The 13,986-nt window shown below is 64.4% G+C and carries 13 protein-coding genes; 7 read left to right on the plus strand and 6 right to left on the minus strand.

Annotated elements, in window-relative coordinates; genetic code table 11:
- The first annotated feature begins 17 nt into the window (after nucleotides 1–17).
- The 4 genes from GJV26_RS13960 to lipA all read left to right on the plus strand — a co-directional run bounded on the left by GJV26_RS13960 (nucleotide 18) and on the right by lipA (nucleotide 4,709).
- The gene (locus tag GJV26_RS13960) at nucleotides 18–2,195 is read left to right on the plus strand and encodes a DUF6600 domain-containing protein (RefSeq protein ID WP_155709332.1); all 2,178 of its coding nucleotides are present in this window, start codon (nucleotides 18–20) and stop codon (nucleotides 2,193–2,195) included.
- 388 nt (nucleotides 2,196–2,583) lie between these two features.
- Nucleotides 2,584–2,859, plus strand: coding sequence for an HP0495 family protein (locus GJV26_RS13965; protein WP_155709333.1), 276 nt, complete (start codon nucleotides 2,584–2,586; stop codon nucleotides 2,857–2,859).
- Between the two features lie 143 nt (nucleotides 2,860–3,002).
- Nucleotides 3,003–3,698 carry a lipoyl(octanoyl) transferase LipB gene (gene lipB / locus GJV26_RS13970; protein ID WP_155709334.1) on the plus strand — a complete coding sequence of 232 codons (696 nt, stop codon included), beginning with the start codon at nucleotides 3,003–3,005 and terminating at the stop codon, nucleotides 3,696–3,698.
- Between the two features lie 21 nt (nucleotides 3,699–3,719).
- The gene (lipA, locus tag GJV26_RS13975) at nucleotides 3,720–4,709 is read left to right on the plus strand and encodes a lipoyl synthase (RefSeq protein WP_155709335.1); all 990 of its coding nucleotides are present in this window, start codon (nucleotides 3,720–3,722) and stop codon (nucleotides 4,707–4,709) included.
- Between the two features lie 4 nt (nucleotides 4,710–4,713).
- Here the strand turns inward: lipA and GJV26_RS13980 are convergent, their stop codons facing one another.
- Complete coding sequence (locus GJV26_RS13980) at nucleotides 4,714–5,352, minus strand: M17 family peptidase N-terminal domain-containing protein (RefSeq protein ID WP_173346206.1); 639 nt, start codon at nucleotides 5,350–5,352, stop codon at nucleotides 4,714–4,716.
- A 281-nt stretch (nucleotides 5,353–5,633) separates the two neighbouring features.
- Here GJV26_RS13980 and GJV26_RS13985 point away from each other — a divergent pair, with 281 nt between their 5' ends.
- Nucleotides 5,634–6,416, plus strand: coding sequence for an NAD-dependent epimerase/dehydratase family protein (locus GJV26_RS13985; RefSeq protein ID WP_155709337.1), 783 nt, complete (start codon nucleotides 5,634–5,636; stop codon nucleotides 6,414–6,416).
- Between the two features lie 712 nt (nucleotides 6,417–7,128).
- On the opposite strand, the gene GJV26_RS13990 is transcribed toward GJV26_RS13985, so the two are convergent.
- Nucleotides 7,129–8,238: an acyl-CoA desaturase gene (locus tag GJV26_RS13990; RefSeq protein WP_155709338.1), complete on the minus strand. Its 1,110-nt coding sequence runs from the start codon at nucleotides 8,236–8,238 to the stop codon at nucleotides 7,129–7,131.
- A gap of 9 nt (nucleotides 8,239–8,247) precedes the next feature.
- Nucleotides 8,248–8,565 carry a metalloregulator ArsR/SmtB family transcription factor gene (locus tag GJV26_RS13995; protein ID WP_155709339.1) on the minus strand — a complete coding sequence of 106 codons (318 nt, stop codon included), beginning with the start codon at nucleotides 8,563–8,565 and terminating at the stop codon, nucleotides 8,248–8,250.
- A gap of 508 nt (nucleotides 8,566–9,073) precedes the next feature.
- Between GJV26_RS13995 and GJV26_RS14000 the strand changes: the two genes are divergently transcribed.
- Entirely contained in the window at nucleotides 9,074–9,736 is a 663-nt protein-coding gene (locus GJV26_RS14000; protein ID WP_155709340.1) for a uracil-DNA glycosylase, read from the plus strand.
- Between the two features lie 9 nt (nucleotides 9,737–9,745).
- Here the strand turns inward: GJV26_RS14000 and GJV26_RS14005 are convergent, their stop codons facing one another.
- Nucleotides 9,746–10,612 (minus strand): AraC family transcriptional regulator, encoded by an 867-nt coding sequence (locus GJV26_RS14005; protein ID WP_229419296.1) that lies wholly within the window; start codon nucleotides 10,610–10,612, stop codon nucleotides 9,746–9,748.
- Nucleotides 10,613–10,715: 103 nt separating this feature from the next.
- Between GJV26_RS14005 and GJV26_RS14010 the strand changes: the two genes are divergently transcribed.
- The gene (locus GJV26_RS14010; protein ID WP_155709341.1) at nucleotides 10,716–12,143 is read left to right on the plus strand and encodes a cytochrome P450; all 1,428 of its coding nucleotides are present in this window, start codon (nucleotides 10,716–10,718) and stop codon (nucleotides 12,141–12,143) included.
- Between the two features lie 170 nt (nucleotides 12,144–12,313).
- Here the strand turns inward: GJV26_RS14010 and GJV26_RS14015 are convergent, their stop codons facing one another.
- Together GJV26_RS14015 and GJV26_RS14020 are read right to left on the minus strand one after the other, a co-directional pair.
- On the minus strand, nucleotides 12,314–12,796 hold the full coding sequence (locus tag GJV26_RS14015) for a nucleoside deaminase (protein WP_155709342.1): 483 nt from the start codon (nucleotides 12,794–12,796) through the stop codon (nucleotides 12,314–12,316).
- Between the two features lie 107 nt (nucleotides 12,797–12,903).
- Nucleotides 12,904–13,986 (minus strand): BMP family ABC transporter substrate-binding protein, encoded by a 1,083-nt coding sequence (locus GJV26_RS14020; protein ID WP_155709343.1) that lies wholly within the window; start codon nucleotides 13,984–13,986, stop codon nucleotides 12,904–12,906.

The following is a 13,986-nucleotide window of genomic DNA, read 5'->3' on the forward strand; positions in this document are numbered from 1 at the left end:
CGATTCCGGAGATACCGATGTCCCGCAAATTCCTGCACTTTGTACTGCTGGCGGCCTTCGTGGCCGTTTCGTCGCTGGCGCTGGCCGCCGATCCGCCCACGCTGGTCGGCCGGATTTCCGCGGCCGAAGGCCAGGTCACGGTGCAGACCGATGACGGCGACGAGACCGGCTCCCTGCTGAACTGGCCAGTCAAGGGCGGCGACCGAATCACCACGGCCAGGGGGGCGCGCACGGAATTCCGTGTGGGCCCGGTGGCCGTGCGCCTCGACGGCGACAGCGCGCTCGACATCGAGGAACTGGATGAAGACGTGATGCGCCTGCGCCTGGAGCACGGCGCCGCCAGCGTGCGCGTGCGCGATCCGCAGGCGTTGTCCGGCTTCGAGCTGGCCACGCCGCACGGCCGGGTGCTGCTGACGGAACCCGGCACCGTGCGTGTCGATACCGGCCGCGAGCCCGATACCACCACGGTCGCCGTGCTGATGGGGATCGCCCGCCTGGAAGCGGCCGGCACGGCGCTGACGCTGCGCACCGGCAAGCGCGCCGAGATCCGCGGCGACGATGTCCGCACCGGGCAGGCACTGCAGGATTCGTTCGATTCGTGGGCGTTCGCGCGCGACCGCCGCGACGATGCCGCGATCGCCACCCGCTACATCCCGAATTACGTGACCGGCTACGAAGAGCTGGACCAGTACGGCAGCTGGACGGTCAACGACGAATACGGCCCGCTGTGGGCGCCCCGCTCGGTTTCCTCCGGCTGGTCGCCGTACAGCGATGGCCGCTGGGCCTGGGTGGCGCCGTGGGGCTGGACCTGGGTCGACAACGCGCCGTGGGGCTATGCGCCCTTCCATTACGGCCGCTGGGTGATGGTCGACCGCCGCTGGTGCTGGGCGCCGGGCCGCATCGTCGGCCGGCCGGTCTGGGCGCCGGCGCTGGTGGGCTGGGTGGGCGGCGCCGGCTGGTCCGTGGCGTTCAACGACCGGCGCCATCGCCCGGGCCTGGGCTGGTATCCGCTGACGCCGCGCGACCGCTACGTGCCGCATTACCAGGTATCGCCGGATCACGAACGGCGGCTGGGCTGGCAATACCGCGGCGGCAACGAACGGTGGAAGAGCGTGCAGGTGCGCCGCGAGGGCGTGACGATCGTGCCGCGCGACCAGTTCGAAGGGCGCCGCAGCGTGCGGGTGAACAACCTGCCGCGCGCGAGCGTGGCGGCCAATCCCGGCAGCCTGCCGTCCGCCGCGCCGGTGGTGCCGGGCTTCGCACGCGCGCCGGACCGCAACCGGGACGGCATCGCCGACCGCCTCCAGACCGACCGCAACCGCGACGGCATTGCCGATCGGGCGCAGATCAACCGGCCGCAGGCGGGTGGCTTGCCAATGAACCAGCCCCAGGTCAACCGGCTGCAAACCGACCGCGACAATGACGGCACCCCGGACCGCCTGCAGGGCGGCCGCGACCGCGAAAGCATTGCCGACCGTCCACAGACCGATCGCAACCGCGACGGCATGCCGGACCGCCTGCAGGGCGACCGCAGCCGGGACAGCATTGCCAATCCCGCTGCCAGCCGCGTCATCCAGACCGACCGCAACGCCGATGGCACGCCCGACCGCAACCGCGATGGCGTTGCCGACCGCTTCCAGGCTGATCGCAACATCGACAGTGTTGCGGAACGGATGCAGCGTGAACGCAACGAGGCGCCGTTGCGCGGCCCCGGCGTGATCGTCAACGAGCGCCCGCGGGTGGAGCGGCAGATCGAACGGCCCCGCGTGGAGCGGCAGATCGAGCGTCCGGCCAGCCAGCCGGTGTTCAATGCGCCCGCGCCCGCGCCGATGGCGGCGCAGCCCGCCCCGGCACCCCAGCCGGCGCCCCAGCCGGTCCTGCGGCCGCAGGTGCAGCCATCCCGTGAGATCGTCGGCAACGAGCGCATGGAACGGCAGCGCGAGATGATGCAGGAGCGTGCCGAAGCGCGCCAGGAGATGGAAATCCGCCGGCAGGCCATCGCCCAGCAACGCATGTCCGCCCCGCAGCAGGCGCCCGCTCCGGCGCCACAGCCGCGGCCGGAACCGGTGGCCCAGCCGCGTCCGGCACCGATGGCCCAGCCGGCACCGGCGGCCCAGCCGGCTGCGCAGCCGGCCGTCCAGCCGCGCGGCGGGCGGCCCGACCGGCCGGATCGCGACGGCGGTCGCGAGCGCTAACAGAGCAATATTCCACGGCTGGGCCCCGTTTTTGCGGCCCAGCCCGGAATTTTGTTCGTTCATCCGCGTTTTCATGCAGCCTGTCACAAACCTGTAGCGAGCCGTCCCTACACTGCCTACAGTGTCGAAATGCCGGGAAAGCACGCACGACAGGCCCCGATGGTCCGCAGCAACGCATCCCGTGACTGTACCGATGTCCCAACTATTCCGTGCGCGGTATTTCCTCAGCCCAGAATAGTTTTCGGCCAGCCTCCAGGGCTGGCCTTTTTTTTGCGCCGCCCCAGGGTTGGCGGCTTTCGCTAAAATAGCGGACTGGCGCGCGGTTTTATCCGAACCCCGGCCGTTTACTCATCCGCTCATTTTTATCCGTTCACCGATTGGAACAGCCATGGCCGCAACCCCTCCGAAAGAGTCCCTCATCGAATACCCGAGCGACTTCCCGATCAAGGTGATGGGTCCCACGCACGATGCCTTCACCGTGACGGTCATCGAAGTCATCACGAAACACGATCCGACTTTCCATGAAGGCAAGGTCGAAACGCGCCCTTCGTCCGGCGGCAAGTACACGGGCCTGACCGTGACGGTGCGCGCCACCAGCCGCGAACAGCTCGATGCGCTGTACACCGAGCTGTCCGCCCACCCGATGGTCAAGATCGTTTTGTAATTGCAACAACGCAACTGCCCGGTCTTTGAGCAAGAGCAAGGCACGCGGCGTATAATGGCAGGGCTTTGTCTTGTGCAAGCACCTTTCATGCAGCACCTGTCATGCAGCCAGCTCTGCATTCCTGCCATGTCCACGATCCGAACATGTTGACGCTTCCCCAGCCGGCGGTGATCCGCCACCTCGGTCAAGCCGACTACGAACCGACCTTCGCCGCGATGCGCGCCTTCACGGACGCGCGCACGCCCGACACGGCCGACGAGCTGTGGATCGTCGAGCACCCGCCCGTCTATACGCTGGGCCTGGGCGCCGACCGTGGCCACCTGCTGGGCGGCGCCGCGCGGATCCCCGTGGTGCAGACCGACCGCGGCGGCGAAGTGACGTTCCACGGCCCCGGCCAGGTCGTCATCTACCTGCTGATGGACCTGCGCCGCAACAAGCCGGGTGGCAAGCTGTATGCCCGGCAGTTCGTGCACAAGATCGAGGCGGCCATCATCGACGTGCTGGCCTCCTACGGCGTGGCCGGCGAACGCGTCGAAGGCGCGCCGGGCATCTACATTGCCGAAGGCCCGAAGCGCGGCGCGAAAATCGCCGCGCTCGGATTGAAAGTACGGGGCAACGGCTGCACCTACCATGGCGTTTCGCTGAACGTCGCGATGGACCTGGCCCCGTTCACCTGGATCAACCCCTGCGGCTATGCCGGCCTGGAAACCATCGACATGCGGTCGATGGGTGTCGAAGCGCCGCTGGCCGACGTGCAGCTGGCGCTGGCCAGCGAGCTGGTGCGCCAGCTCGAAGTGACGCAATCCATCGCGCCACCGGATCTCTCCGCCGCCGCCTGACTGAATCAACTAGAGAACCCTATGACCACCGAAACCACGACCGTCGCCCCCGCTTATAACCCGAGCGAAAAGCAGAAAGGCGCCAACAAGACGTCGCGCATCCCGATCAAGATCGTGCCGATCGAGCAGGTCGAGCGCCTGAAGAAGCCGGAGTGGATCCGCGTGAAGGCGGCCTCGGCTTCCAGCCGCTTCTACGAGATCAAGGACATCCTGCGTGAAAACAAGCTGGTGACGGTGTGCGAGGAAGCCTCCTGCCCGAACATCGGCGAATGCTTCGGCAAGGGCACGGCCACGTTCATGATCATGGGCGACAAGTGCACCCGCCGTTGCCCGTTCTGTGACGTGGGCCACGGCCGCCCGGACCCGCTGGACGTCGACGAGCCGGGCAACCTGGCCAACACGATCGCCAAGCTGCGCCTGTCGTACGTGGTGATCACGTCGGTGGACCGCGACGACCTGCGCGACGGCGGTGCCGGCCACTTCGTCGAGTGCATCACGAAGACCAAGGCGCTGTCGCCGAAGACCCAGATCGAAGTGCTGGTGCCGGACTTCCGCGGCCGCCTCGAAAAGGCGCTGAACATCTTCGCCGACGGCCTGCCGGACGTGATGAACCACAACCTGGAAACGGTGCCCCGCCTGTACAAGGAAGCCCGCCCCGGCGCCGACTACCTGCACTCGCTGAAGCTGCTGAAGGATTTCAAGGCGATGTACCCGAACGTGAAGACCAAGTCCGGCCTGATGGTCGGCCTGGGCGAAACCGACGAGGAAATCCTGCAGGTGATGCGCGACATGCGCGAGCACGACATCGACATGCTGACCATCGGCCAGTACCTGGCGCCATCGAACAGCCACCTGCCGGTGCGCCGCTACGTGCACCCGGACGTGTTCAAGATGTTCGAGGAAGAAGCGTACAAGATGGGCTTCGGCCACGCCGCCGTGGGCGCCATGGTGCGCAGCTCGTATCACGCGGATGTGCAGGCGCATAACCTGCTCGAAGCGGTGAACGGCTAGGCAATCAACCGGTAGCCTGCCGGCGGCGCTCGAACGCCGCCGTGAATGCCCGCGCGGCGGCCGCCGCGCGTGGCGCCCCGACATCGAAACTGCATCGCCGCAGCGCCGGTGCATTGGCCAGCCCCGCGTCGGCCAGCATATGCTCGGCCCGCAAGGCGCCCAGCATCCCGTCCAGCATCACCTCCTGCATGTCGAGCGCGGCGTTATCCGTGTGGCCGGCGTCGAGCACGCTGGGCGCGAAGGCCATCGTGCCGGCACCGAAACGGATCGCCTCGCGCATCGCCACGCGCGTGGCACGCCGCAGCAGGTCACCATCGAGCACCTCCGGCTTGCCCATCCCGATCACCAGTACCGCGCGGGGCACCAGTCCCGGTGGCGGCAGCGTGACCAGCAGCGTTTCCATCGGCTGGGCGCGGAATGCGCCCGCCGTCCGTAGCCGGCCCAGCTGGCCGCCGAGCGCCTCGTCCAGCCCCAGCAGCCCGCCCGTCATGCCGGCCTCGCCGAGTTCGTGCTCGAACATGCATGCGACGCTGAAATCCACGTCGGCTTGCGACGGCCCCCACGCGACGACATCGAAATCGACGCCATCCGCGCTGCCGATCGGCAGCCTGGCGGGAATCCTGGAATGGTCGGTATCGGTCATGGCGGTCTTCCTCTCCGGTGATGGCCCTGCCGCGCATGGCATGGCCGCGTCATGGTAATCCTGTTGCGCGTGCCACTGTATCGGCCAAAAGGCAGGTGTGGACGAACAATAAAGTCGAGCACAAAACTATAATGTTCGACACAAAAGGCCAAGGTGGACATGTTAAAAGAACTTCCGCTATCGGCCAAAAGCGGTCCTTCCACAATCGCGAGTCATAGTATGATTCGAGCAGACTTAGCGCAGGCCGACACGCATTTTGCGAAAAAAAACATATGAGAGCAATGAAATCGATGACCCAAGAAAAACCGACGCTAAAGGTCCTGGTCACTGGAGCGGCTGGTCGTATAGGGTCCGCTTTTGTGCGTATGCACTTTCAAAACTATGATCTGCGTCTGGCGGATAAAGATGTCTCGCGCCTTGAACAGCATTCGCGTGACATCGTGCAGCTGGATATAACCGACTTTAATGCGTGTATGCAAGCATGCGCAGGGATCGATACGGTAATCCATCTGGCGGCCGAAGTCTCACCAGATATCAGTGACTTCATGACGACTTTATTGCCGACCAATGTTGTTGGCACATATAACATCTTTCAGGCAGCGCTGGCCCAGGGATGCCGCCGAGTTGTATTTGCAAGCAGTGCTCAGACTATCGAGGGATATCCTCAAGATGTCCAGGTGACTGAAACGATGCCTGTGCGCCCAAAGAATTTGTATGGCGTGACGAAAGTGTTTGGCGAAGCGCTTGGTTCGTACATTTCTGACACCTCTGACCTTTCGATAATTGCTGTACGTATTGCAAACGTCGCGCACTTTTCACGTGGTGAGCAACACAGTGCGCGCGACGTTGCAGCGTATATCAGCGTACGCGATGTTGTGCAGCTACTCATGGTGAGCGTGCAATCAGACGTGACAGGATTCACGATCGTCAACGGAGTGTCAGACAATCGCTATAAACGCCTTTCGATCGAACGAAGCCGCAAGTTGCTTGGATATCACCCCAAGGACGATTCCTTTTCTATCCTTGCAGGAAAAAGCGATGACGCTGGTGATGCCATGGTGTGATGACGAACTGGAAATAGACCGAGATTTCGAGGTCTAACGAAGGCTGGAGACGCTAAGTATCCGTAGCAACTGCTTTGCGGCGGAAGCTGTCGTAACCGCTAGGGCAGCAATCGGCCAGAAGCGGAGTTCATCAATGATTCCCATCGCTACGGTTACTGCATTGCCTACCTCGACTAGTTGCCCTGTTTTCTCACATTTAATCGAACGCTCGATACACGGCGGTCTGTTTGTGGACCGGTGTATTGACTGCGGCTGGGGGGCCAGTGGTACTTGCTCGCCTACAACCGAAGACATGCCACACTCTTCGGTTACCCGTGTCAGCGTTCGATGGGGACGCCTAGAGATGGCGCCAAGCGCTTTAAAGGTTTTACGCGAAATTTCACCGGCAGCTAAGAACATGCCGCTCGCCGAACTTGCGAAAATGATAGCGAGTGGTCGTCCATTTGAATTAGGCGTAATCATCGAATAGAGACTGGCAGCTACGCTACAAGTGCTGGCAGATGTAGGGTACTTGGTAACCCAAGAATCTCTTCCTTAATTTGGATAGCAAGTCAAGGCAACGTCCGCTTCGGGGCGGGAGCTGGCTGTCGTGACAGTCTGGGACTTTTCCGGTTCGGTGACCCGCTATGCTGCGGCGAACGGCTGAGTTCGCCAGCAGCGGACGTCAGTTGCTCTGCCTTTAGTTGATATTTGCAATGCTGCGATTAGAAAACTAATCGTGCGAGAGCCAGCGACTCATAATCAGGGCTCGGATACCGTGCACGACGTCATCGCCAAGGTGCAGGGTCAGACGGCGGCTGTCGGACAACACGAACCGGCCTCCGGACCAGGTTTGGAATACCAACTCGGGCAGCCACTTGGCGGGGCCGGACAGATACCATCTGGACGCTGGAGCGGGCACTTCGGCCGAGGCTCGGCGTGCGAGCAACTGCTGACGCACTGGCAAGTCGGGTGGCAGGATGAAGTCCGAGGCAAGCCCCACACGGCGCAGTCCCTGCAGCACCCACCAGCCGGGATCCCATTCGCCGTCGTGCAGCCCCAACCGCGCTGAACCAGGGAAGGCGTGATGATTGTTGTGCCAGCATTCGCCCATCGTCAGCAGGGAGGTAAAACGCACATTCCGGCCCTGCACGGCAGCGCGACGGACCACATAGCTCATGTCTCCATGCTTGTGGGCGAAGTAGCCTATGAGCCAGTGGCCGAGGATGCCGGTAGTGACGCGTGCGCACCCGCCCCACCACACGAAAGCCCAGCCGCCCCATAGGTACAGTGCCAGCGCCGACGGCAACTGCTGCAGCATCCAGGTGCGTTCGAGGAAGCGGTAGAAGCCGTTGTTTGCCACGCGTGCTTCCAACCGCAGGTCGTGCTCCGTTGCCAGATGCACATCGCAATGCACCTGCCACCAGAAATCGCGCCAGAACGGTTCCCCATGCCGCAGATAGCTGTGGCAATCGGGCAGACGCTGGGCGTAATCGCGCAGGTCATGCTGGCGCAGCAGCCCCAGTGGCCCCGCTAGACCGACCTGTACTCCGGTGTAGACCAGTGCATATTCGAGCCACCGCGGGCACTGAAAGCTGTTGTGAATCAGCTTTCGGTGACTGCCAAGAGAATGACCGAATAGCAGCACGAAGCCGGTGGCCCCTGCGAACAGCAATACAGCCGGCCCGCTGAAGGTGGCGGCGCCCCCGATCACCGCACCCGCCGTCATCGCGGCAAACCAGAGTGACTTGCGCCAAGCATAACGAACTTCGCCGGCCAGGAATGCATCGGCGCTGGGAGCGTTAACCCGATGGTCCGTGATAACTTCCGGTGCGTCCTTCATACTGCCTCCTTATGCCTTGGGTTTGCGGCTTTGGACGCGCGATTCCTGCTTTAGTGGCCGTGCCACCGGACACAGTTCAAATGCGTAGCTTGTCAGCGTGTTGGCGAGATGCTCCGCGTTGAGCGCGTAGTAGACGTAGGCGCCGCGTCGCTCGCTCTTCACGAGATCTGCGTTTTCCAGCACGGACAGGTGCCGCGAAATGGCCGGTGCAGTCATTCCGAAGCGCATTGCAAGATCGCTGGTGGTGAGCTCGCCCTCATTCAGATACGCAAGTATTTGCCGGCGCGGACCGGATGCCAGGGCTTCGAAGACCTTATCTAGAGACATAATTTAGTTAATTAACGAATTTGTTAATACACTAATCCGATATCCGGCGAACGTCAAGCAGAGTGGGATGAAATCCTTCAATCACGACGAGCTTGAATCGTTCTGTCTGCAAAGACTGCTCCACGTCGGGTGCTTCTCGTGACAGTCTGTGATCATTGCCGCTCAGCGCAAAACGCAAACCCCACTAGTTCGTGAGCGACCACTTCGGGGCGAAAGCTGCCGACCGCATAGGTACAGGGGCCCCGCGCTGTGCCAAACTTGAATGCTGCAAAACCGAGGGATTAGGTAGCTTCGATTGCGCTTATGTCGAATTTTATTTGCATGTGCAGCGTGTAGAAATTGGTCGTCTCATAAAATGGCTTGTGTCGAGATTTATTACTCGTCTACAGCCGTGTACTGGTTCCTGCCCCCGATCCTTCGTCGGTTCGCGTGGCTCGTCCAGTGCCTTTTGGGATACGATCTGAGGCCGCCGTATCTCAAGCTGCGTTATCCCATCCGGACCAAGCCAATGACCATCCGCATCGAACCCTCCTGGAAACAGCACCTGCAAGCCGAGTTCGACAAGCCCTACTGGACCGAACTCACCGACTTCGTCCGCGCCGAATACGCCGCCGGGCCATGCTGCCCGCCCGGCAAGGACATCTTCCGCGCCTTCGACCTCACGCCGTTCGACAAGGTGAAGGTCGTGATCCTCGGCCAGGATCCGTACCACACGCCCGGCGCCGCGATGGGCTTCTGCTTTTCCGTCCCCGACGGTAACCGTCCGCAACCGAGCCTGCAGAACATCTTCAAGGAGCTGGAGAGTGATCTCGGCGTGCAACGCACGCGTACCGATCTTTCCGACTGGGCGGAGCAGGGCGTGTTCCTGCTGAACGCCGTGCTGACCGTGCGTGCCCGCGAGGCCGGCTCGCATGCCGGCAAGGGCTGGGAGACGTTCACCGACACGGCGATCCGCACGCTGTCGGAAGAGCGCGAGCACCTGGTGTTCATCCTGTGGGGCAGCTATGCGATCGCCAAGAAGGCGTTGATCGATACGAAGAAGCACCTCGTGCTGACGTCGCCGCACCCGTCGCCGTTTGCGGCGCACAAGGGATTCTTCGGCAGCAAGCCGTTTTCGAAGGCGAATGAATATCTGCAGGCATCCGGCCAGGAGCCCGTCGACTGGGCATAGCGAAGGCCGCTACCACCAGATCCGGTACGGCCAGTAACTCTCGTCCGTCTGCACCAGCCGGATCAGCTCGCGCGGGCTGTTGCCGGTCAGTTCGCGCGCTTCGCGCGACAGGTGCGCCTGGTCCGAATAGCCCGAGCGCAGCGCGACGTCGGACAGCGACATGTTGCCCGCCTGGTGTTCTTCGCGCGCCGCCAGCATCGATTCCTCCACGCGCGCCAGCCGGCGCAGGGTGCGCAGCGGATGCCCGGCCCAGGCGCGCACGCGCCGTTCCGCCATCCGTGCGCTGCGGCCGGCGCCGGTCGCGGCGGCGCGCACGGCCAGCGCCTGCACCCAGTCCCGCGCGGGCCGCCACGCATCGGGTGCCGTCCCGCCGCGCGCGGCATGCCAGCGTGGTTCCAGCCAGTCTTCGACGATGCGGATGCGGGCATCGTCGTGCGGCGCCGCCATCACGGCGGCGGATATCGCGCGCCATTCGTCGCCGAGCACGTCATGGGCGGCTGCCATCGTGTCGAGCTGCGCCGCCATGTCGAGGCCTGTCAGCGCATGCAGCGCATCGGCAAGGAACAACACGGTCAACGTGTGCACGGGTCCCGGATTACGGGTCGTGAAAGGCTGGGTGTGCGGGCCGGAGAAGATGGCGTCACCCTGCCGCGCGACGGCGCCGGAGCCCACCAGCTCGCCGCTGCCCACGATCATCCACGTGATCGAGCAGAGCGGAGTGGCGGGAAAGCGGTTCAGCCGCTGGCCGGCTGTCAGCGGCACATCGAGCGTGCTGCGCAACATGTAGCCGCGGATGCATGAGGCAAGCGGCACGCGGGGGGCAACGAGGCGTGCGAGCGTCGGGGGCAATACCGTGGTCATGGCCTGGTCTGTCATGGCCTGATTCTATCCCGGCATGGCGTGATCGCCGTGTCGCAAACGTTCAAGACGGCCGGCACCCGATACGGCACACTCGATATCATCGATGCAAGGAGCCAGCATGACCACCGCAGCCGTGAACACACCCCACCCACGCACCATTGCCGACCTGCCCGCCCCGCGCGGCCTGCCGCTGCTGGGCAATGCGCTGCAGCTGAAGCCCTCGACGATCCACCTGGCGATGGAACGCTGGAGCCGGCACCATGGACCGATGTTCCGCGCCCGGATCGGCCCGCGCGAGGTGGTCGTGCTGTCCGACAGCGAGGCGATCACGGCCGTGCTGCGCGACCGGCCCGACGGGTTCAGGCGCCCCGCCATCACGGCCGAGGTATCGGCGGAACTGGGCGGCAGCGTCGGCGTCTTCGTCGCCGAAGGCGATGCCTGGCGCCGGCAGCGCCGCATGGTGATGCAGGCTTTTTCGCCGACGGCGATCCGGGCATATTTCGACCGCATGGTGCAGGTCGGCGGGCGCCTGGAACAACGCTGGCGCCACGCCGGCGACGGCGAGATCGACCTGACGGGCGACCTGAAACGCTACGCGGTGGATGTGATCGCGGGTCTCGCGTTCGGCGCGGACGTCGATACGTTGCGGAGCGGCGGCAACGCGATCCAGGACCACGTGGAAACCGTGCTGTCCGGCGTTGCACGGCGCTCGCTGCTGCCTTTCCCCTACTGGCGCTGGTTGCGGCTGCCGGCGGACCGCCGGCTGGAGCGCAGCGTGCTGGCCGTGCGCCAGGCCACCAACGGCTTCATCGCCGACGCCCGCGCGGCGATGGCCGCCGATCCGGCGCTGCGCGAGCGGCCCGCCAACATGCTGCAGGCGATGCTGGCGGCCGCCGAACGGTCCGACAGCGGTGTCGACGACGGCGCCGTGGCCGGCAACGTCTCGACAATGCTGCTCGCGGGCGAGGACACCACGTCCAGCGCGCTGGCCTGGCTGGTCTGGCTGCTGTGGAAGAACCCGGATGCGCTGGCACGCGCGCAGCAGGAAGTGCGGCATCACGCCATGTCGCTGACACCGGAGAGCATCGGCGAGCTCGATTACCTCGAAGCCTGCGCCCTCGAAGCAATGCGCCTGAAGCCGCCGGCGCCGTTCCTGCCGCTGCAGGCGTTGCGCGACACCACGGTGCTGGGCGTGCGCCTGCCGAAGGATACGCTGCTCTGGTGCGTTCTCAGGCACGACAGCGTGGATGCCAGGGTGTTCCCCGACCCGGACCGTTTCGAGCCGGAGCGCTGGCTGCCCGGCGGGAAGGCGGACAGGCAGGCGGACAGGCAGGCCGCGCTGCCGTTCGGTGCCGGCCCGCGCACCTGCCCGGGGCGTTACCTGTCGCTGATGGAAGTAAAAGTGGCGATGGCCGTTCTGCTGGGGCGCTTCGAGATCGTCGACGTGCGCGCGGCCGATCGGGCCGGCCCGGCGGAAGTGATGGGGTTCGTCATGGGCCCCACGCCGATGACGATGCGCTTGCGGGCAAGGGAAACCGGTGTGTGATACCAGGGCCGTTCGGACAAGCGGATCTCGATCGCGTTCGAGTCATTGATATCGGACGCCGGTTTTCGCCGGCGTTTTGCGGACTTCGGTGCTAAAAACCGGTGTCCGACACCATAGAGCCGGTGTCCGACACCAGCACATTTGCGCTACAGGTAGCATCGGAAATTGTGTCAGGCACCCGACCAGAATCCCGCGTGCGCAATCTTCGCTTCATCCTCGCGCAGCGGTCCGATCACCTCGGTCGGCCGCTGCCCGGCGGCGAACACTTCGCGGCACGGCAGCGACAGGGTCGGATTCTCGGGGTCGCTGCCGGTCAGCGACAGCAGCGTCGCTTCGGACATCGCATACACCACCCGCCCCACGCCGCTCCAGTAGGTGCCGCCCGCGCACATGGCGCAGGGTTCGGCGTTGGTGTACATCGTGGCGCCCGCCAGCTTGTCGGGCGAGTGCTGCGACGAGGCGATGCGCAGCGCGTTCATCTCGGCATGCGCGGTGCGGTCGCTGCTCGATGCGTTCATCGCCTGCGCGATGACGTTGCCGTCCGCATCGGCGATGATCGCGGCGAACGGGTGATGGCCCTCGTCGCGCGAGCGCTGGGCCAGCGCGAGCACGCTTGTGAGGAACTGGTGATCGCGCGCTGTGGGTTCGGACATGGTGTGGTTCTCGAATAAGGTAAAAAAAGCGGGGCGGTTGCCCGCCCCGCATCGGGTAGTCATTGCGCAGGATCGCTGCGCCGATTACGTGCCGGTTATGTCGCCGGTTACTTCGGAATCGTGCCTTCCACGCCCTGCACGTAGAAGTTCATCGACATCAGTTCCTTCACCGGCATCGCCACGCCGGCGGCCGTCTTGACGGCGCCCGACTGGTCCTTGATCGGGCCCGTGAACGGCACCGACGTGCCGGCGGCGAAGGCCGCCTTCTTGGCTTCGAAGAGCTTGGCCGCATCGGCCGGCACCGCCGCGTTCAGGGGCGACATCTTGACCATGCCTTCCTTCAGGCCGCCGGTGACGTGGCCGGTTTTCCACGTGCCCGCCATCACGGCCTTGGCCACCTCGGTGTAGTAGCCGCCCCACTGGTTGGTGCTGGCCGTCAGGTGCGCCTTCGGTGCGAAGCGCTGCATGTCCGAATCCCAGCCGAACGCGTACTTGCCTTTTTCCTGGGCCGCCTGCAGCGTGGCCGGGGAATCGGTGTTCTGCGTCAGCACGTCCGCGCCCTGGGCGATCAGGGTTTCCGCCGCCTGGCGTTCCTTGGCCGGGTCATACCAGCTGTTCACCCAGATGATCTTGGTCTTGATCTTGGGGTTCACGCTCTGCGCGCCCAGCGTGAACGCATTGATGTTGCGGATCACTTCCGGCACCGGGAACGAACCGACGAAGCCGAGGGTATTCGACTTGGTCATCTTGCCGGCGACGATGCCCTGCAGGTACGCGCCTTCGTACAGGCGTGCCTCGTAGGCGCCCATGTTCTTGGTGGTCTTGAAGCCGGTGGCGTGCTGGAACACCACGTTCGGGAAAGCCTTCGCCACCTTTTCCGTCGCGTTCATGTAGCCGAACGAGGTGGTGAAGATCAGCTTGTTGCCATCCGCCGCAAGCTTGCGGATCACGCGTTCCGAGTCGGCGCCTTCCGGCACGTTCTCCACGTAGGTGGACTTCACCTTGCCGCCCAGCGCCTTCTCCATTTCGAGCCGGCCCTGTTCATGCGCGTAGGTCCAGCCGGCATCGCCAACGGGGCCGATATAGACGAAACCGACCTTCAGAGGTTCCTGCGCCTGCGCCGGTGCGATGGCGGCCGCCGACAGCACGGCGGTCAGGGTGGCAAAGGCGAGCAGCTTGCGACGATTCAT

The sequence above is a fragment of the Pseudoduganella dura genome, assembly GCF_009727155.1.
GTDB lineage: Bacteria > Pseudomonadota > Gammaproteobacteria > Burkholderiales > Burkholderiaceae_D > Rugamonas > Rugamonas dura.

Excerpts from the sequence above, each read along its gene's own strand:
- GJV26_RS13960 (WP_155709332.1), top strand. The coding sequence starts at position 18 with ATGTCCCGCAAATTCCTGCACTTTGTACTGCTGGCGGCCTTCGTGGCC.
- GJV26_RS13965 (WP_155709333.1), top strand. The coding sequence starts at position 2,584 with ATGGCCGCAACCCCTCCGAAAGAGTCCCTCATCGAATACCCGAGCGAC.
- lipB (WP_155709334.1), top strand. The coding sequence starts at position 3,003 with ATGTTGACGCTTCCCCAGCCGGCGGTGATCCGCCACCTCGGTCAAGCC.
- lipA (WP_155709335.1), top strand. The coding sequence starts at position 3,720 with ATGACCACCGAAACCACGACCGTCGCCCCCGCTTATAACCCGAGCGAA.
- GJV26_RS13980 (WP_173346206.1), bottom strand. The coding sequence starts at position 5,352 with ATGACCGATACCGACCATTCCAGGATTCCCGCCAGGCTGCCGATCGGC.
- GJV26_RS13985 (WP_155709337.1), top strand. The coding sequence starts at position 5,634 with ATGAAATCGATGACCCAAGAAAAACCGACGCTAAAGGTCCTGGTCACT.
- GJV26_RS13990 (WP_155709338.1), bottom strand. The coding sequence starts at position 8,238 with ATGAAGGACGCACCGGAAGTTATCACGGACCATCGGGTTAACGCTCCC.
- GJV26_RS13995 (WP_155709339.1), bottom strand. The coding sequence starts at position 8,565 with ATGTCTCTAGATAAGGTCTTCGAAGCCCTGGCATCCGGTCCGCGCCGG.
- GJV26_RS14000 (WP_155709340.1), top strand. The coding sequence starts at position 9,074 with ATGACCATCCGCATCGAACCCTCCTGGAAACAGCACCTGCAAGCCGAG.
- GJV26_RS14005 (WP_229419296.1), bottom strand. The coding sequence starts at position 10,612 with ATGACAGACCAGGCCATGACCACGGTATTGCCCCCGACGCTCGCACGC.
- GJV26_RS14010 (WP_155709341.1), top strand. The coding sequence starts at position 10,716 with ATGACCACCGCAGCCGTGAACACACCCCACCCACGCACCATTGCCGAC.
- GJV26_RS14015 (WP_155709342.1), bottom strand. The coding sequence starts at position 12,796 with ATGTCCGAACCCACAGCGCGCGATCACCAGTTCCTCACAAGCGTGCTC.
- GJV26_RS14020 (WP_155709343.1), bottom strand. The coding sequence starts at position 13,986 with ATGAATCGTCGCAAGCTGCTCGCCTTTGCCACCCTGACCGCCGTGCTG.